This is a genomic window from Clostridium algoriphilum, assembly GCF_020443705.1.
Lineage (GTDB): Bacteria > Bacillota > Clostridia > Clostridiales > Clostridiaceae > Clostridium_AD > Clostridium_AD algoriphilum.
Genome location: NZ_JAIZZK010000012.1, coordinates 64,757 through 83,658 on the forward strand (window position 1 = coordinate 64,757; position 18,902 = coordinate 83,658).

Below are 18,902 nucleotides of genomic sequence, written 5' to 3' on the forward strand. Positions count from 1 at the left end.
TCCTTTTTTTGCTAAATCATTACGATGGCTTCTCCTACAATAACTTGCTCATCATGTTGATTTGTACAAATTGTTTTAAGTTTAAGCCTACTCTTCTCATACATTATCTCATCAACTGTAACTTCTGCCTTTATTACATCATTATGCCTTACAGGTTTTACAAAACGGAGTGATTGAGATAAATAAATGGATCCTATTCCTGGCAGTATGTTAGCAATTACTGCGGAAATTAAACTTCCAACTAACATACCATGAGAAATACGTCCTTTAAACCTTGTGGTTTTTGCAAACTCCTCATCTAAGTGTAGTGGGTTTTTATCCTCACTAATTTCTGAGAATTGTATAACCATTTCAGTGGTTATCTTTTTTGTAATACTAGCTTTATCTCCAACTTTATACTTATTTATATCCATAAAACCGCCTCTTAAATATGTTTCTGAATTATATTTTCATTTATTTTTGTAAGTTCTGGTTCAGCGACTAATAGTTTTATAATATCTTCCATATTAAAATTGGGATTAGTCTTATATAATCTATCATAGATGATGCTGATAAGCTCAAAATCTTCCTTTGTATCTAGTGTCCATCTATAATTTGAGTAATCAATTTTATTTTTATAACAACCTAACCTAAATTGGTCTTTGTTAGTATAAATATAAGGTGTAACATGTTCACGCTCACGAGTAAGCTTAGCTTCATTATAAGCCCTTTCAAGCGACGCAAAAGTAAATGCTTCTACGTCAAGACCTCTAGGGAATGTAGCCTCTAGTGTGTTACTAACATAATTGTACTTATCAAGATTATCTATTAAATAGCTAATAGTATTTTCAGTTACTTTACTATCAAGTAAAGGACAATCACTAGTTACTCTTACTACTATTTCTGCATTATTTGCTTTTGCTGCCAAGTAGTATCTTGACAAAACATCATTCTCAGATCCTCTGAAATAATTTACGCCTAATCTTTCTGCCTCTTTTACTATTTCAATGTCTCTGTCCTCAACAGTTGTTGCTATTATTATCTCATCTATGTTTTTAACTAGTCTTAATCTATCTATATCATGTTCTAAAATTGTTTTACCACATATTTTTTTTAGAACCTTTCTTGGCAATCTTGTTGAACCTACTCTTGCCTGCATAATACAAACAACTTTCATAAAACACCCTACTTTCTATAATAAGTAATAACTTTTTTCACAGCTACCAGAACATCATTTATATCATCATTTGTCATACCTGGATGTAATGGAAGTGTTATTATTCTCTCATACATTTTTTCTGCATTTGGGCATAAACCTTCTTTATATCCTAATGATTTATAATATGGGAACAAGTATACTGGATAATAGTGTACATTAACTCCAATATTTTCAGCTTTTAATGCTTCAAACACTTCTTTTCTTGTGCAAGTTAATTTCTCTAGTTCTAATTCAACAACATATATATGCCATCCAGAATTAGAAAACTCAGCTTGGTATGGAGTTATTATTTCGCAAACATCCTTGAATCCTTTATTATACGCAGCTACAATTTCTCTTCTTCTTGCTACGAATTTATCAAGTTTCTTTATTTGTGAAGAACCTAATGCACATTGTATATCAGTTATTCTGTAATTATATCCTAGATCTATTTGTTCGTAATACCATGGGCCATCATTTTTTTCCATAAGACTTGCATCTCTTGTAATACCATGAGTTCTAAATAACATCATTCTATTATATAGTTTTTCATTGTTAGTTACTACGAGTCCGCCTTCTCCTGTTGTTATTGGTTTTACAGGATGGAAACTAAATTCTGTCATGTCAGCAACTGTTCCCACTTTATTACCTTTGTACTCACTGCCTAATGCATGTGCACCATCTTCGATAATAATTAGGTTATGTTTATCTGCAATTTTTCTTATAACATCTATATCAACTGATTGACCTGAGTAATCAACTGGTATAATTGCTTTAGTTTTAGCTGTAATATGCTTCTCAATTTCAGCAGGGTCTAAATTATGAGTTCTAGGGTCAATATCTGCAAATACAGGTGTACCTCCACAATATAATACACAGTTTGCAGATGCTGCAAATGTCATAGGTGCAACAATTACTTCGTCGCCAACTCCTATTTCTGCAGCAAAACATGCCATATGTAGTGCAGCTGTTCCGTTTGAAACTGCAACTGCATATTTAGCTCCAACATATTCTGCTACCTTATCTTCAAACTCTTTTACATAAGGTCCTGTTGTAAGAAAATCACCTCTTAAAACTTCATTAACATAACTAATATCTTCTTCATCAATGCATTGTCTACCATATGCAAGCATAGTTTTTCTTACTTGGTTTCCCCCAAAAATAGCGAGTTTCATTAAAATCAACCTCCCAATATATTTAGTAATTTTATTATCCATATAATTAGATTAGATTAAATTTAATTTAATTTAATCTAATCTAATTAATTATTTATTTATTTAAATTTTATTATTTCTTTAATCCATTAGGTGTATAACAATCATATATGTTGTATTTAAGCATTTCTGCTCTTAACTCTTCAACATTTAACCATTGTGCGTTATTAGCTGAGTTATATTCAAAGCCATTTTCTATAAGCTTGCCGCCTGGTGTAAAGTGAGTGTCAAAGTTCCACCATTCAAAATGAGGATATACGATATAATGTTTATCATACTCATATGTAGTTCTTGAATCATCACTAGTAACCATTACTTCATGAAGTTTTTCGCCTTCTCTTATTCCTACTTCTTTTAGCTCAGCATCATCAAGCATTGCTTTAGCTAAATCTGTTATTTTAAAAGATGGTATTTTAGAGATGTATGTTTCTCCACCTTTTGATTCTTCGAGTGCCTTGAAAACAAGTTCTACTCCTTGTTCAAGAGTAATCCAGAATCTAGTCATTTCGAAATCAGTTATAGGTAAATCTTTTCTTCCATCTTTTATTAATGTATCAAAGAATGGTATTACAGAACCTCGACTTCCTGCAACATTTCCGTAACGCACTGCAGAGAATATAGTTCCCTTATCTGCGGCATAAGCATTAGCTGATATAAATAACTTATCTGATACAAGCTTTGTACCACCATATAAGTTTATTGGGTTTACTGCTTTATCTGTAGATAAGGCAACAACTTTTTTAACTCCACGGTCTATCGCTGCTTCAACTATGTTTTGAGCACCGTGTATGTTTGTTTTAATTGCTTCTACTGGGTTGTATTCACAAGCAGGAACTTGTTTCATTGCTGCTGCATGAATAACAAAATCTACTCCGTCAAAAGCTCTATATAATCTATCTTTATCGCGAACATCACCTATAAAAAATCTAAGTTTACTAACATCCTTTGGGAACCTTCTAGTGAATTCATTATTCATTAGATCCTGTTTGAACTCATCTCTTGAATATATTATTATCTTTTTAGGATTGTATTTTTGTAAGATCATCTCAGTAAATTTCTTTCCAAAAGAACCTGTACCTCCGGTAATTAAAATCGTTTTATTGTTTAACATAATATTCCTCCCTACTATTTCTGTTTCTGCATGAAAACTCTCTTTTAACATCTGTGTTATATTCTTATCTATTTTGAAGTCAAATTTTCTTGCAAATAATTTTTGGTTGTCATTTTTCTTTAAGATATCGTAGTCATCGACTAGCAAAGTCTTAGGACTACTTCCACCAGAAGACCAATCAATATATCTTAAGTTATCATTAACTACATCATTTTTAAAATGTGAATTCATAATAATCATTTGAAAAAAATGTTCATCAGAACATGATGTATGATTAAACTGTTTCTTAAACTCTGGATTATCCTCTAAGTACTGTAGTATATATAACATGCACTCATCAGTTATTGTAAACCAAGTAGAGCCATAATATAACTTCATGTTCTTAAAATTACTTCGTCGTACTAACATCTTTTGTGGATATCTTAGTGCACTGTCTATTACCCTCATATAAAGTTTTCTATTATTTTTATTCTCTCTAAAAAAATTATAACACTTTAGTCTCCAATAATGGTGGGCAATATCTCTAAATTCGATAAACTGTTTGCCTTGGTTCTCTGTTAAGTATCTTTTAATTTGCTCATTTGATTTTAATGGGTAATCTTGACCGCTAATAAAACTGATATAATCATATTTTTTACCAATACCTGAAACCATATTCATTAATTTTAAAGTAGCTTCAACCATACTAAATCCAGACCAATTTACACTGCCTCTATTTTCTTCAAAGAACACATTTGGGGTGTTTACATACCGCTCAAGTAAACTCCAGTAAAGCTCATCATTTTTCTTATCTATGTGCAAGAAAATATCCGTATCTATATCCGATAATTGGCTAATTAGATTTATCAATTGGTCTTCACCTGTATGAGCTTGGATTATATATGCTAGCTTCATGGAACTCCTTCTTTCATTATAATTTATCTCATTCTAGTTTAGGTTCTTTTCCAGATGATAAATACAAAACTAATATATATACGAAAATAGGATTGCCCCTAATGGTGAATATAAAGGTGTTTGTTGAAGCATAAATCAATAAAGCTGATACTACGTAAATCATATATTTATCATTCATATCCTTAAAGTACATCGTTGCAACAACGATAATTATAATATAAGCTATTATTCCTCCAAACTGAAGAAGAAATAAACTAAAGTTGTGCGGATTATTTATAATTGTGTCAGTTCTATGTGAAAACTCTACAAGATCTTTTCTTCCTAAAACCCATAGGGCCGTAGTGTTATGCTCTATTAAACCCCAGTACATATTGAACCATATTCTTGCTCTCCAAGTACTACATACATTCAACACATTTTGTAGCTGAAGAGACCCAAAACCGTACATAATGATAACTATGAATTGATACAGCCATAGCATACCACTATATGTAATCTTTGCCACCTTGTTTTTAGTAAAAGGTAATATAAGAAGTGCACCTATTATACTAACAACTGGAGCAAGACTAGAAGTCCAAAGCAATACTATAATACTCAAGGTAATAAAAATGTACTTGTTTTTAGCTTTATTAAGAAATATATTGCTAAGTAGTACAACTAAAAAAAATATATCTGCACCAGCTGGTGTTCCTTCAATTCCTATAAATCTAAATAATAAATGAGGAAAAAATTTATTTTCAATTTGTCTTGGTCCAAACACAGAAAGAGCATTTAAAGATGTATAACCCAATATAACAGAAAGCACAAAGTATACAATTGCTGTTTTATTGATTAAGGCCAGTAGTTCACTCTTGCTAAACCTAAATTCTTTTATAATCATAAACGTTACAGCCAAGTATATAATGTGTACACTAATTGTTTTTACAAACAATGTATTTAGTAAGATGTAAACACCAAATAGAATTAGGATATACTTTGATGGAAGCTCAAATTCTGTCCTCTTAACCTTCATGTATACAAATACAAATAAATACATAACTAATATTGTTGCTCTTACATAACTTACGAAACTAAAGTTTAAATTACTAATAGTAAACAAAGCAAAATGAATCCAATATAGAATTTCTCTTTTGTTAGATGAATGATTGCAATTTATAACTTCTTTCATAAATCATCTTCCTTGTATAATATTTTAACACTTTTAAATGAGTTAGCCAATTAACGTAACTGGCTAATTCATAATATAACATCCTATCTATTATAACATCTCACTTACTACAACTTCTCATATATTACAATATCTCATCTACTATAACATTACATCTGTTATAACTTCTCATTTATTATAATATCTTACTTATCATAATAACCAATCTATCACAATCTCAATCTATCATTTATAATTACCTATAAAATCTTTTTCAGGTTCATCTCCGGATGCTAAATACGTAACTAATACAAAAATAAAAATAGGATTACCCCTGATAGATAATATAAATGTGTTTGTTGATGCATATATTAATATTGCCGACACTATAAATAGCTTATACTTGTTACGTATATTTTTGAAGTATATCGTTGCAATTACCACAATAATGATAAAAGCTATGATTCCTCCAAACTGTATCAGAAATAAGCTATAGTTGTGCGGATTATTAATATTATAATGTGGACTATGTTCAAAATTCACAAGCCCTTTTCTTCCAAAAATCCATTGAAGAAAAGTTGAGTGTCCTATTAAACTATAATACATATTATACCATATTCTTGCTCTCAGAGTACTTGCCGTATTCAGTAGGTTTCTTATTGTCCCTGAGCCATAACTGTAAATGAAAATAACTATAAATTCATACAGCCATAACAAAACACTATATACTGTTTTGCTTATTTTGCTCTTACTAAAAGGCAATATAATAAGCGCTCCTACAATACTTAAAATTGGAGCTAGACTTGAAGTCCAAACCAACATTAGTAAACTCATTGTAATATAGAAATATTTGTTTCTCTTTTTATTAATAACTATGTTGCTAATTAAGACTAGTACGTAAAATATATCAGGACCTGCAGGACTTCCTTCAACCCCTATAAATCTATACAATAGATCCGGAAAAAATCTATTTACTACAAGTCTTGTATCATATATAGATAGAACCCTTAAAGGAGTATAACTAAGTAACACAGATAGTATTAAGTATACTATTGCTGATTTATTAATTATGGACAGTAATTCTTTATTATTAAACCTAAGCCCTCTTATCATAATAAAAGTTATTACACAATATATAATATGTACACTAAAGGATTTTATAAATATTGCATTTAATATAAGATACAGGCCAAATATAACTATAAGGTAAGTAGGTGGCCTTTTAAAATCAGGATTTTTGTATACCATATAAAGAAGTCCTAATACATACATAGCGAGTATTGATGCTTTTATAACATTTTCACCATGGGTATTTATATTGCTCAGAAAAAACAAAATAAATTGAACCCAGAAAAATGCCTCTTTTTTATTACATGAATGAAACCAATCTACAACTTCTTCTTTCATACATCATCTTCCTTGTACAATATTTTTACTCTTTTGTTTATCAATTTATAAACGAAGTTATAAACTCCGAATTATCGTCGCTTTGCTGTTGCGACCAATCATCAACTTTCTTATCTAATTCTACTGTTTCATCTATTTTGATAATAGAAAGTAGCTCTTCTTCATTTAGCGCAACTTTTATTCCATTTGCTTTAAACAGTTCTAATAAATCATAACATTCTAAAAATTTTGTAGCAAAGTATGGCAAGCTAATACAATTAAACTTAAAACTTGATAAGTTTAAAAGTGCAGATGATATTGGACTTATAATATAATCAAAGTTGTTTGCAGCACATAAAAGTTCTACTGGTATTGATTGATCTTCTATAACTTTTACTTCGCGAAACTTGTCTAAGTATATTCTTATGTCATCTATAGTTTCGTTAGCTGGATGCATTTTAAAGTAAATTTCTATATTGTTTTCAGATAAAATCTCAAAAAGTTTCATGGTACTATCAACTGAATTAGTTTTATCATTATTTTTTAAAATAAACGTTGGTGTAGATATAAACAAACATTTCTTTTTACTTGATTTTATTATTTCAGGTTTAACTTTTAATACATCTATTATCTTAGTGTAATCAAGTTTTGGCATTTGATATATTTTTTTATCCGTGCATTTTACTTTATCAGGGTAGTTAGCATATACTTTCAAAGTTTTTGAATGCTCTCCCATAGAACAACTCTCGTAATCCACGCCGTTTAATAATTTTCTTATTAATTTCCGTGCTAGAGATGACTCGGCAACTGTATTTTTATAATATAATGCTGCTCCCTCGTCCATAACTATGCAGTTATTTGTTACATTTTTATATTTAACAACTAGCTTCTGATACAATTTCCATGTATCACTAAATGTTATTATTCCATCAACCTGCCTATTGTTTTCATATATAGTATTAATACATGAATTTATTTTAATATTATTACTTACTACCTTTGCTACATTAAGTATATTTTTCTCAAAAAACAAGTTAAAAGAATAATATCTCTCGTCAAAAATTTTGTCATAATCGAAAAGATCATCCCAAAATTCATCTTTAGCATTTGATATGTATCCTATGCATTTAGCATCTGGATACTTCTTTTTAATCACTTGGATAATATTGTAGGCCGATATTATATGATACGGTCTAAATACAATAAATATAAAAGTCATAAAATCATCCTTCCCCCTGTAACTATTACACTTTACTAAGCATATTCTAAGCTTTTCCCCTAAGCATTTTAAGGTATAATATTTTTCTAAACTTATTTGGTACTAGTAATCGAGTAACAAATCTAATTGAATTATTATATAGATACTCAAATACATTAATCAATCCATTCTTTAACATATAATCAAATAAACGCTTTTGGGTTACAAAATATTTCCACCCACCACGCCGCAAGTATGTATCGTTCGTTGTCCTCATTTTTAATAAAGGCTCATCAATGTTTCCAAATGTGAAGTTAACTTGCCTCATTCTTATCCATAAATAATAATCTTCATTTAAAAACCAATGCTGGTAACTACCGACCTTCAACACATCACTTTTTTTAAACATTACACTAGGGTGATTAAAAGGATTTCTAAATTTCATTTGCCTTTTAATATCCTGATCACTAATTTTAACACCTTTATAAGCAATACTAACACTGGGATCATCTATAAACTCGGATACTGCAGTCCCAACAACGCAAAGTTTTTCATTATTCCTAAAACTTTCTAATTGTCTCTCGCATCTATTGTTAACTGATAAATCATCTGAATCCATTCTTGCGATTAATTCATTCTTGCAACTTTTAAGACCTATATTAAGAGCTTCACCTAAACCTTTATTTACGTCTAGTGCAATAACTTTAATAATCTCATTATCATGAAATTCTTCAAGAACCGCATTAAGGCCCTCTGTTAGTTTTCCATCCTTAACGATTACGATTTCATCAGGTTTAATAGTTTGTTCTAACATACTATTTATGCTATCCCTAAAAAAGCTTGGATTTTCTTTAAAATAAACAGACATTAAGACTGAATATTTTAATTCTTCCATACTTTTTAATTCTTCCATGCTATCCTTACTTTTTTTCAGTTTTGATTTATCATAAACCAAATTTCCAAAAACTTTGTTTACCATGTTAACTCTTTTACCAACCAATTTAACCATTGAGCCAAGAGCTTTAGACAAATGAATCTTTTTCCCATTGTCCTTTGCAATCTTTTCAACAAGCAAACTTGTATTTACATACTGATCATCTTGTGGTAAAAACAAACCTTCTGCCTCATTATCTATATATCCCTTAACAAACTCACTTAATTTATCTATATGTAGCATACTTCTATGGTTATCAATCATAGGGAAAATTGGCGCACTTACAGCTAATTTTTCAAGCCTTGCATAATTACCAGGACAAAAAGGTCCATAAATCATTGGAGGCCTTAGTATTGCAACCTTAAATTTATCATCATTAAGATTATTAAGTTCATTTTCAGCTAGTAATTTACTCTTACCATAATAAGTTATTGGATTACACTCAGTTTCTTTTTTAATTACAACATCACCGTCAATTTGTCCCTCTGTACCATAAACAGCCATTGTACTTACAAATATAAATTGTTTTGTTCCTTCTTTTTTAGCTTTTGTAGCTATTTCAATAGGTAATACTTTGTTCACTTTATCATACAAACTTTCCATTTCAGGTGTTTGCTTCTTGTGAACCACCGCTGCTACATGATATATAACATCGTATTGAGAAAAATCTTCTTTCTTCCATGCATCATCCCTTACCGAAATGGCATTTATTGTGTATTCATCAGGCCATTTACTTAGATACTTTTTAAGACTTGTACCAACATAACTATTTTGACCTGTAATTAGAATATTTCTCATTTATTTCCCCCTTTTTCAGAGTTATCATTGAATCTTTATTTTTACTATTTTAATTCATATATAGAAGTTTGAAAAGTATCTCTACATACAATAGCATATTATTATTTGCATGTAAATCTTTCGCTCTCCCTAAATACTAATCCACTTTACTAAACTTTCTCATAACTTTTTTTTTTACTTCTATCATCAAGGACGTCTTCTGCCTTTAAAACTTTATACACCGTTAGAAATAGTATTTTCATATCAAGAGCGAATGATTTATTTTCTTTATAATATACGTCATATTCCGTTTTCTCTCTATCATCATTATTATCTCGTCCATTTATTTGAGCCCATCCAGTAACCCCTGGAAGTAGTTTATGAACTCCTGCCTCTGTTCTCATCGCATTAAGCTCGTTCTGGTTATATAGAGCAGGTCTTGGTCCCACAAAAGTCATATCACCTTTAAATGTGTTGATTAATTGAGGAAGTTCATCAATGCTAGTTTTTCTTAATATTTTTCCGATTGCAGTTATATAACTTACTGAATTATCTAGTTTATCAGTCGCTACATTTGGAGTACCTATTTTCATTGTCCTAAATTTATAGAACTTAAAATGTCTATTGTCTCTACCTATTCTCATCTGAGTAAAAAATACTGGTCCTTTTGAATTCAGCTTAATTATTATTCCTAGAATTAAAAATAATGGTGATAAAACCACCAATATTAATAAACTAATTATAATATCCAGAAATCTTCCCATAATGTTCCTCCTGTTTTTCTTAAAATTACTCTGCTACTTTGGCAGGTTCACTATCTCCCACACTTCTATTGTACGTTGGAACTATTTCTTTTATTTTTTCAATTAATAATCCTACATCATCTTTTTTAATAATTTCAGTAAGTTGTTTAAGTCTCTCTTTAATCTCATCTAAATCAGTAAATGTTGGTCTTCCAATAAAAATCTTCTCATGTTTAGTATTTGTAAGTCCTTCTTCACTCATTAAAAGTTCTTCGTAAAGCTTCTCTCCTGGCCTTAATCCTATAATATTTATTTTTATATCTTCATTTGGAACAAACCCTGATAGTTTTATCAAGTCCCAAGCTAAATCATATATCTTAACAGGTTTCCCCATATCGAGCACAAATATTTCTCCACCTTTAGCATATGCTCCTGCTTGAAGCACTAATTGAGCTGCCTCAGGTATTGTCATAAAGAACCTAGTTATATATTTATTAGTAAGTGTAACTGGGCCACCATGAGCAATTTGCTTATTGAATAATGGAATAACTGATCCATTACTTCCGAGTACATTACCAAATCTAACTGCAACAAATTGTGTTTTACTTATGCTGTTCATTGATTGTATAATCATTTCACACATTCTCTTAGTCGCACCCATAACATTAGTTGGGTTTACTGCTTTATCTGTGGAAATCATTACGAACCTATCTGCATTATACTTATGTGCACAGCTTGCCACATTATAGGTTCCAAATACATTGTTTTTTATTGCTTCCATAGGACTCTCTTCCATTAGTGGAACATGTTTATGAGCCGCTGCGTGGAAAATTACATTTGGTTTATAAGTCTCAAATATGCCTTCAAGTCTTTGCACATCTTTAACCGATCCTATTAATACTTTTAAATCTAATTTAGGATATTTGTATTTAAGTTCAATTTGTAAATCATAAGCATTATTTTCATATATATCAAATATAATTAGTTGCTTTGGATCAAACTTTAAAATCTGACGACACAATTCGGACCCAATAGAACCACCACCGCCTGTTACTAATATGACTTTACCTGTAATATAACCTGCTATACCCTCCATATCAAGTGTTACGGCTTTACGCCCTAGTAAGTCTTCAATATCAACTTTCCTAATTTGATTTAAAGAAACTTTTCCATCCATGATTTCATACATTCCCGGGATAATTTCTATTCTACAATCTGTTTTTTTACATATTTCTAAAATTTGTTTTTTATTCTCATCATCTATAGTTGGGATAGCTAAAAGTATAATTTCTACATCTTTTTCTTTTGCTATGGTAAGTATGTCTTTTCTACTTCCAAGAACCTTTACCCCCATAATGCTGTTTCCTTGTTTTCGATCTTGATCATCAATTACAGCTACAGGTCTATATTTACTTTGGTCACTGCTTTTCATTTCTTTTATAACCATAGCAGCCGCCTGCCCTGCACCAACTATCATTACCCTTTTTTTATTACCTTTATTGGCATTCCAACTCATAATGCTTTCGAACCTACCATACACTCTGTAGGACATTCTAAAACCGCCTATAAAAATAATAGTAAATGCACAAGCTACTACACTTGCTCCATAGGCAAAGTTATGTCCAATAAGTCTAGTTGATATAATAGTTATAATATTTGCAGTAAGACAACTACCAATAACCAACATAAATTCATCTATACTTGCGTACCTCCAAAGGCTTCCGTAAATCTTAAAGATAAAAAAGCAAGCAATGTAAATAACAGTTACAATTAATGCTATTGATTTGTAACTGTCGAAATAAAACTCAAAATCTCTATAATTATATCTAAAATAGAAAGCTAACATATATGCTAAGTTTACTAGTACTACATCACTTAGTATTAATATTGGTTTTTCCCATTTTCCTAATGCCTTCATATTAACCACCTCTTATTCGATTTTCCCAAAACTCTTAAATTACTAATTCCTAGTTGCCCACCAATCTATAATCAATTTTGAAACTTCATTTTCTTTTTCTTCATTAATAATCCTGTAATCACCATGTAACCATGCTGTAGTCACCGTGTAATGATTGTTTTATGTATATATATATAGTATTTTCATTTTATCTCTTTCCTTAAATGTCGTTAAAAAGGTTCCTATTCCAATTTAATACATTTACCATTGTGCTCACTGCAATATTAAGTATACCATATTACCTTTCGATAAGTGTTAATATTTTATGAAAGATGTTTTGTTACAATATAAAACATCTTTTTTCGCTATTATATGAGATTACACTTATTATTAAATATAGACCTTTTATACAAAACAAGCTAGTCATAATCATTTCCAGTAAAGGGATACACTAGTGTATTTGCTGTGTTCAATGCGTGACTTCTAATAAGAGGTTGAAACGTGAAATTGAGTTAAGAGATTCTAATCTTTTGAGAATATAAAATTCTCTGACGCTCACATTCGCCTTCCTGGCTCAGGTTCGCTAGACTTCCGTCCTGGAAGTCTCACGACAATTTTATATTTACAAAAGAAGAATCTCTAAATCAATTTCAATGTTTCTGCGCTTCTTATTACAAGTCACTCCCTGTTAATTACATACAAATATATGTCGTTATATATGCGTTGAAAATCTAACATGGTGGAAAAGGATATTTAAATCAATTTGTTTTTATTTCAAGTCACTCTCTTTAAACCTACATATAAAGATATGTAGGTTTCAGACTCGTTAAGAGTTTTATATGGATAAAAAAGAATATCTAATTCAATTTTAATGTTTTTGAGGTTCTTATTGCAAGTTATTCTCTCTAATACATATAAATATGTATTAGAGAGAGTCGTAGTGTTTTGATGCAGTATCTACATTAATACCTCTTACATTTAGGCTTTTCTATTCCATCCCTTTGGAAAGCTAATAAGGCATTCAGTTCCCCACCTAATAAGATTATTATAGAAGTTATATATAACCACACCATGAGCACTATTACTCCTCCTATACTACCATAAATTCCGGAGTAGTTATTATAATTATTTACATAATATGCAAAACCTAAAGAAGATGTTAACCATCCTAAAGTACTAAATGTAGCTCCAGGTAACACTTCTTTCCAGGTTAATCTTCTACAAGGAGTAAAATGATATAATGCTGCAAATGTAAGTGCCATTCCGCTTAGAGATACCAAGTATCTTATAATATCCCAGTTCAATATAAAATTACTTGATAGATTCAAATATGTTGCAATGGTTCTACCTATCATTTGTCCAAATACTACAAGTGCTACTGAGGCAATTATTGCAACAGCAAGCCCTAACATAAATAATATGGATATGGCTAGAATTTTCCAATATGGCCTTGTTTCTTCCTCATCATAAGCTTTGTTTAATCCTTTTATTATTGCTGTGAAACCACTGGACCCTGACCAAATTGTACCTATTAAACTTATTGATAATAAATTTCCAGTCCTTGATTTCGACACACCTATAACTGTAGTATAAATTAAATCAAAAGCACTCTTGGGCATTATTTGGTGTAGATATGTCAAGACATCTGTGTTCTTTAGATCGCTATAACCTAAAATGGTGAGAAGCAGTAATAAAAAAGGAAAAAATGATAATAATAAATAATAAGTGAGTTGAGCTGCTAAAGCAGTAATATCGTCGTCTATAATCCTTGAAGCAAATTGTTTCGCACATTTTAACATATATTCACCACTTTCTCTAATTACATTAAGTTATTGTTATCATTAACTCATAATTATAATTGTCCCAATGAAGGTTCGGCATTTAATCGGCTTAAATAATAGAGCATTCGTTATTTACTCATTATATACTATTTTTAACTACCCTACCTGGTTTCACCTTCATAAAGTGTAATTTATACTCTACTTTAATTCCTATACATTATATTGAAGCATTAATATTTATAACCTTATAGTTGAGTCCCTTGTGATGACTATGTGGGAATTGAGATACGCACCCATTACATCCCCACTCTGATATAATATGTAATATATAGAGATATTATTTATAAAACGTTTAGATTAAATAAGGAGATGATAATATGAAGTTAGCACTTGCTCAATTAGATATTACCTTTGAAGATAAAGATAAGAATAAAGAAACTGTGTTGCAATTCATAAAACAAGCTGTTGATGATAATGTAGATATAATCTTTTTCCCTGAAATGACTTTAACAGGGTTTTCTATGAATACTTCTCTTGTAGGAGAAGATAATAATGAAACTATTAAATTCTTCAAAGAAATGAGTTCTAAATTCAATATTTTTATAGGTTTCGGATATGTAGAAGGCACATCTCACTCCAAAAATAATTACTCTGTAGTGGCGCCTCAGAAAGTGCCTCTAGGCGTACCTCAATGCATAGAGCTTGTTAATTACAGCAAAATCCATCCATTCTCCTTTGGAGATGAAAGTAAATTTTATGAAAGTGGGGATGAAATCAAACTTTTCAATGCTTTTGATTTTACCATTGCCCCTTTTATATGTTACGATTTACGATTTCCAGAAATATTTCAGATAGCTTCAAGAACTGCTACATTAATTACCGTTGCATCTAACTGGCCAATGAAACGCCGTGAACACTGGATTACTCTTCTAAAAGCAAGAGCTATAGAAAATCAATGTTATATTGCGGGGATAAACCGAGTAGGTGTAGTTAGTGGATTAAACTACAGTGGTGACTCAATGATTATTGATCCACTAGGAAATATAATCAGTACCTTATATAATGAAGAGGGATTGGTAATAGCTGATATTAGCCAAGATGAGGTTCTTAATATTAGAAAAATGTTTAAGCTAAAAGATGATAGAAAAGAAGCTTTGTATCGTAGCCTTTATTAATATAACACTTATAAAAAAACATAAGAGTAAAATATCTATAAAATGGTCAAAATTAATATATATGATTAATTAAAGTAACCACTGTGGAGGTATAAGTGAAAAATGAAGCTATTTCAGAAAGACAAGCAATTATATTAATAATACTTTTCATACTTGGAAATTCTCTTTTAGTAGGAAGTGGAGATCAGGCAAAACAAGATGTCTGGCTAGCAATAATTATTTCTATTTTCGTATCGGTTATATTGTATCTTATGCTTTCTAGAATATTATCTTTATATCCTGGAAAAGATTTATTCGATATACTTGAAATTGTTATGGGAAAATATGTAGGAAAAATAATAAGTTTACTAATGATATGGTTTGCCTTTCATACTGGAACTTTAGTCCTTAGAATTATATCAGAATTTACTGTTACCTCAGTGCTTGATGATACACCAGTAGTAGTTCCAATGATTTTTTTTGCTATACTACTTATATGGTGTTTAAAAGCAGGCATTGAAGTCTTAGGAAGATGGTCTGAGTTCTTTGGTGTGATTATAATTTTAATAGTTATAATTGTACCGATGTTATCAGTTCCACAAATGGATATTAACAGATTAAAACCAATACTATATAATGCTGTATCTCCATTGTTAAAAGGTACTTTTGCAAGTTTTTCTTTTCCGTTTGCCCAAGCAATAATTTTTACAATGGTATTTTCAAATATATCTAAAATTAAAAATTACAACAAGACATTTATAGTAGGTTTATTAATAGGAGGAGGGCTTTTATTCTTAACATCGTTAAGAAATCTTTTAGTATTAGGAAGCAATACCATTTCTAATTTATATTTTCATTCTCCCACGGCGGTAGGTCTTATTGACCTGGGTATTCTTCAAAGATTTGAAAGTACAGTAATTATTGTATTTTTAGTGTGTGGATTTGTTAAAGTAAGTATATGCATTTTTGCAGTCTGCAATGGAATTTCAAAAGTTTTTGATTTTAATAATTACAAATTTGTTGCAACACCTGTAACTCTTTTGATGTTAAGCTTCTCTTTTTTTGTTTACAAAAACATCATGGAAATGAAATTCTTCGCTTCCAAGGTATGGCCATATTATTCTTTTCCTTTTCAGGTTATAATACCTTTAATTATTTTCATTATGGCAGAAATAAAGAGTAGAAAAACTACAGCTAAAATTGTAACTAAATAATTGTTTATATCGACTAAAATCATAGTTTTATAAGTACAAAATTGTCGTATGATTGCACAAGAATTTGTTTAGAGAAAATGAGTGAGGGCGCAGGGTTTGAAATATAAATATTTTTAGGTAGGTAAAACGGTTAAATTTTTCAATGAAAATTGTTGTTTTTAGTTAAAATCCAAGATATATAAGAGAAATATTTTAGTCACAATTATAATATATCTTAAAATAATTAAACTTTATCCACAGAATCAAGAAAGTTATCCACTAAAAGAGGATAACTTTCTTAAATTCTTCAATAAATAAACAATATTATGATAATAATGTAATATTTATGAAAATTCATTCTATTTTACAGAAAAGTTATCCACAGGCTTAACTTATTACTAAATTAATTCTGAAATATCATTTCTTATTTTTATTAGTTATTATTTTACCATTTGTCAATCTATCTTTCATTTCTTTAACCTGCAAAATTTATATTAATTTGTAGGTTAATCTCGACCTTCATTATAACCTCATTATATTAAAACTTCAAGGCAAATTGTGAAATTTAAATCACTTTATTTTGTCAATGAAAAATGTAAATATTATTCTTGAAATTATGATTAATTTAACATGATTTGAATAGAAAAGTTGAATTAGATTATTATATTTGGAGAAAACTTTAAGATTTTAGAAATGTAGGCAAATTTGTTTATCATACAAATAGTATTCAGATAATTAAAAATTCATCCACAATTTAAAGAAAGTTATCCACGGAATGAGGATAACTTTGTCTAATAACATGTTACTTAAACCATAATATGCTAATATATACAGTTTTTATAACGATTTATTCAATTTTGAAGTATATTTATCCACAGATATAAAATCTATATTACCTTGTATATGTATCTATAAAATATAAATATCTGTACTATAAGTATAACTGGTATACCTATTACAAACTTATTGTGTTTAGTTTTATGTCTAAACAAACGCATTCCTAAGAAAATACCCAAAGCACCATAAGCAACCGCTATAGTAAAAAGGGTGTTTTCCGGAGTTCTCCAACTTCCCTTTTGTGATTTCTTCTTATCTGAATACATTATAAAAATTCCATATAAATTAATAACCAAAAAATAACATAAGAAATATTTCATGTTTTCTCCTCCATCTAATTTCAAGTGGTTTAATTATATAATAAATACCAGGTGAAAATCAATGATGATATTTATTTAAATCACATAAAGTTCACATAAATATTTGATATTTTTTCTGTTATTCTTTGGTAATATAAATACATAGAAGAAATAAAAAGAAATCAATATTTATTGCAAATAGTGTTACCACTATTTCAATTAGGGGGGATCAATTATGAACATTAAAAAATTAAATTATCTAAAAATTGTATTAGACACCCTTATGGCAGTTGTTTTTGTACTATTATTCAATTATAAGATGCTCGGGATGCTATTTCACGAAGTAGCAGGGTTAGCTATAGGTGCAGTAATTTTACTTCATTGCGGATTAAATTGGAAATGGATAAAAGGTGTAAGTTTAAAAATATGTAATAGCAAATTACCAACAAAAACTAGAATTGGTTATTCCATAAACATACTTTTGTTACTTAACGTTATAATTATAATTATTAGTGGAATATTCATTTCTAAAACGCTATTTCCTGGTTTAGCATTAAGTGGTGGTAAGTCTCTACAGAGTTTACACATAACTTTATCCTATTGTTCCCTTTTGTTAATAGGAATTCATATAGGTCTTCACTGGAATTGGGTAATGATTACTTTCAGAAAAATATTTAAGATAACTGAAAAAAAGAAAATATATTCTCATTTCTCTAAAATTTTGGTGGTTTTACTATTATCCTTTGGCATTTATAGTACTTATTCAGTAAAATTTGTATCTAAAATTTCAATAACTCCAATAATTAGTAGTTTAACCTCAACTAGTAGTTCAACCTCACCTAGTAGTGGTGGTAACGAAATAAAAAAAGGAAATTCAAGACCAATGAAAGGACCCAGTGGTTCAAAACCAACACAAGGATCCAATGGTTCACCACAAGGAAATCATAAACCAAATGGAAGTGGATCAACTAACACAAGTATTTTAGGAGTGATAACTTCATACCTTAGTGTTATATCATTATTTTCTATAATCACATTTTATATAGAAAAACTACTCACCAGAAGGAAGAAGAAGATGGACGAAAAAAGTAGCCTAGATATGCTATAAGAAATTTTGGGTTTTCCATAAAATTATAAAAAAAAGCAGAAGGTTGTGTTTA

The 18,902-nt window shown here is 29.7% G+C and carries 15 protein-coding genes and 1 pseudogene; 3 read left to right on the forward strand and 13 right to left on the reverse strand.

The genetic code is table 11. The annotated features are described in order from the left end of the window. Positions 1–11: 11 nt before the first annotated feature. The 12 genes and pseudogenes from LGK95_RS10640 to LGK95_RS10695 form a co-directional block, all read right to left on the reverse strand. Positions 12–413: a MaoC family dehydratase gene (locus tag LGK95_RS10640; protein ID WP_226124765.1), complete on the reverse strand. Its 402-nt coding sequence runs from the start codon at positions 411–413 to the stop codon at positions 12–14. An 11-nt stretch (positions 414–424) separates the two neighbouring features. Next, positions 425–1,156 (reverse strand): glycosyltransferase family protein, encoded by a 732-nt coding sequence (locus LGK95_RS10645; protein ID WP_226124766.1) that lies wholly within the window; start codon positions 1,154–1,156, stop codon positions 425–427. A gap of 8 nt (positions 1,157–1,164) precedes the next feature. Further along, a complete protein-coding gene (gene pseC / locus LGK95_RS10650) occupies positions 1,165–2,352 on the reverse strand; it encodes a UDP-4-amino-4,6-dideoxy-N-acetyl-beta-L-altrosamine transaminase (RefSeq protein WP_226124767.1) in 1,188 nt (395 codons plus the stop codon). A 112-nt stretch (positions 2,353–2,464) separates the two neighbouring features. After that, entirely contained in the window at positions 2,465–3,502 is a 1,038-nt protein-coding gene (gene pseB, locus LGK95_RS10655; protein WP_226124799.1) for a UDP-N-acetylglucosamine 4,6-dehydratase (inverting), read from the reverse strand. A gap of 150 nt (positions 3,503–3,652) precedes the next feature. After that, positions 3,653–4,396: pseudogene (locus LGK95_RS10660) on the reverse strand (beta-1,6-N-acetylglucosaminyltransferase); the annotation flags it as partial. Between the two features lie 28 nt (positions 4,397–4,424). Further along, entirely contained in the window at positions 4,425–5,564 is a 1,140-nt protein-coding gene (locus tag LGK95_RS10665) for a hypothetical protein (protein WP_226124768.1), read from the reverse strand. Positions 5,565–5,789: 225 nt separating this feature from the next. Continuing rightward, positions 5,790–6,950: a hypothetical protein gene (locus LGK95_RS10670; protein WP_226124769.1), complete on the reverse strand. Its 1,161-nt coding sequence runs from the start codon at positions 6,948–6,950 to the stop codon at positions 5,790–5,792. A 40-nt stretch (positions 6,951–6,990) separates the two neighbouring features. Next, positions 6,991–8,148, reverse strand: coding sequence for an alpha-2,8-polysialyltransferase family protein (locus LGK95_RS10675; RefSeq protein WP_226124770.1), 1,158 nt, complete (start codon positions 8,146–8,148; stop codon positions 6,991–6,993). A 46-nt stretch (positions 8,149–8,194) separates the two neighbouring features. Then, entirely contained in the window at positions 8,195–9,859 is a 1,665-nt protein-coding gene (locus tag LGK95_RS10680) for a glycosyltransferase (protein ID WP_226124771.1), read from the reverse strand. A gap of 149 nt (positions 9,860–10,008) precedes the next feature. Next, complete coding sequence (locus LGK95_RS10685) at positions 10,009–10,602, reverse strand: sugar transferase (RefSeq protein ID WP_226124772.1); 594 nt, start codon at positions 10,600–10,602, stop codon at positions 10,009–10,011. 25 nt (positions 10,603–10,627) lie between these two features. Further along, positions 10,628–12,499, reverse strand: coding sequence for a polysaccharide biosynthesis protein (locus LGK95_RS10690; protein WP_226124773.1), 1,872 nt, complete (start codon positions 12,497–12,499; stop codon positions 10,628–10,630). Positions 12,500–13,440: 941 nt separating this feature from the next. Continuing rightward, entirely contained in the window at positions 13,441–14,277 is an 837-nt protein-coding gene (locus LGK95_RS10695; RefSeq protein ID WP_226124774.1) for a YihY/virulence factor BrkB family protein, read from the reverse strand. Between the two features lie 359 nt (positions 14,278–14,636). On the opposite strand from LGK95_RS10695, the gene LGK95_RS10700 reads away from it, so the two are divergent. Together LGK95_RS10700 and LGK95_RS10705 are read left to right on the forward strand one after the other, a co-directional pair. After that, a complete protein-coding gene (locus LGK95_RS10700; protein WP_226124775.1) occupies positions 14,637–15,434 on the forward strand; it encodes a nitrilase-related carbon-nitrogen hydrolase in 798 nt (265 codons plus the stop codon). A gap of 95 nt (positions 15,435–15,529) precedes the next feature. After that, positions 15,530–16,627, forward strand: a complete 1,098-nt coding sequence (locus LGK95_RS10705) for a GerAB/ArcD/ProY family transporter (protein ID WP_226124776.1) — start codon at positions 15,530–15,532, stop codon at positions 16,625–16,627. A gap of 866 nt (positions 16,628–17,493) precedes the next feature. On the opposite strand, the gene LGK95_RS10710 is transcribed toward LGK95_RS10705, so the two are convergent. Further along, entirely contained in the window at positions 17,494–17,763 is a 270-nt protein-coding gene (locus LGK95_RS10710; RefSeq protein ID WP_226124777.1) for a DUF1294 domain-containing protein, read from the reverse strand. Positions 17,764–17,977: 214 nt separating this feature from the next. Between LGK95_RS10710 and LGK95_RS10715 the strand changes: the two genes are divergently transcribed. After that, positions 17,978–18,850 carry a DUF4405 domain-containing protein gene (locus LGK95_RS10715; RefSeq protein ID WP_226124778.1) on the forward strand — a complete coding sequence of 291 codons (873 nt, stop codon included), beginning with the start codon at positions 17,978–17,980 and terminating at the stop codon, positions 18,848–18,850. Positions 18,851–18,902 lie beyond the last annotated feature (52 nt).

Excerpts from the sequence above, each read along its gene's own strand:
- LGK95_RS10640 (WP_226124765.1), bottom strand. The coding sequence starts at position 413 with ATGGATATAAATAAGTATAAAGTTGGAGATAAAGCTAGTATTACAAAA.
- LGK95_RS10645 (WP_226124766.1), bottom strand. The coding sequence starts at position 1,156 with ATGAAAGTTGTTTGTATTATGCAGGCAAGAGTAGGTTCAACAAGATTG.
- pseC (WP_226124767.1), bottom strand. The coding sequence starts at position 2,352 with ATGAAACTCGCTATTTTTGGGGGAAACCAAGTAAGAAAAACTATGCTT.
- pseB (WP_226124799.1), bottom strand. The coding sequence starts at position 3,502 with ATGTTAAACAATAAAACGATTTTAATTACCGGAGGTACAGGTTCTTTT.
- LGK95_RS10665 (WP_226124768.1), bottom strand. The coding sequence starts at position 5,564 with ATGAAAGAAGTTATAAATTGCAATCATTCATCTAACAAAAGAGAAATT.
- LGK95_RS10670 (WP_226124769.1), bottom strand. The coding sequence starts at position 6,950 with ATGAAAGAAGAAGTTGTAGATTGGTTTCATTCATGTAATAAAAAAGAG.
- LGK95_RS10675 (WP_226124770.1), bottom strand. The coding sequence starts at position 8,148 with ATGACTTTTATATTTATTGTATTTAGACCGTATCATATAATATCGGCC.
- LGK95_RS10680 (WP_226124771.1), bottom strand. The coding sequence starts at position 9,859 with ATGAGAAATATTCTAATTACAGGTCAAAATAGTTATGTTGGTACAAGT.
- LGK95_RS10685 (WP_226124772.1), bottom strand. The coding sequence starts at position 10,602 with ATGGGAAGATTTCTGGATATTATAATTAGTTTATTAATATTGGTGGTT.
- LGK95_RS10690 (WP_226124773.1), bottom strand. The coding sequence starts at position 12,499 with ATGAAGGCATTAGGAAAATGGGAAAAACCAATATTAATACTAAGTGAT.
- LGK95_RS10695 (WP_226124774.1), bottom strand. The coding sequence starts at position 14,277 with ATGTTAAAATGTGCGAAACAATTTGCTTCAAGGATTATAGACGACGAT.
- LGK95_RS10700 (WP_226124775.1), top strand. The coding sequence starts at position 14,637 with ATGAAGTTAGCACTTGCTCAATTAGATATTACCTTTGAAGATAAAGAT.
- LGK95_RS10710 (WP_226124777.1), bottom strand. The coding sequence starts at position 17,763 with ATGAAATATTTCTTATGTTATTTTTTGGTTATTAATTTATATGGAATT.
- LGK95_RS10715 (WP_226124778.1), top strand. The coding sequence starts at position 17,978 with ATGAACATTAAAAAATTAAATTATCTAAAAATTGTATTAGACACCCTT.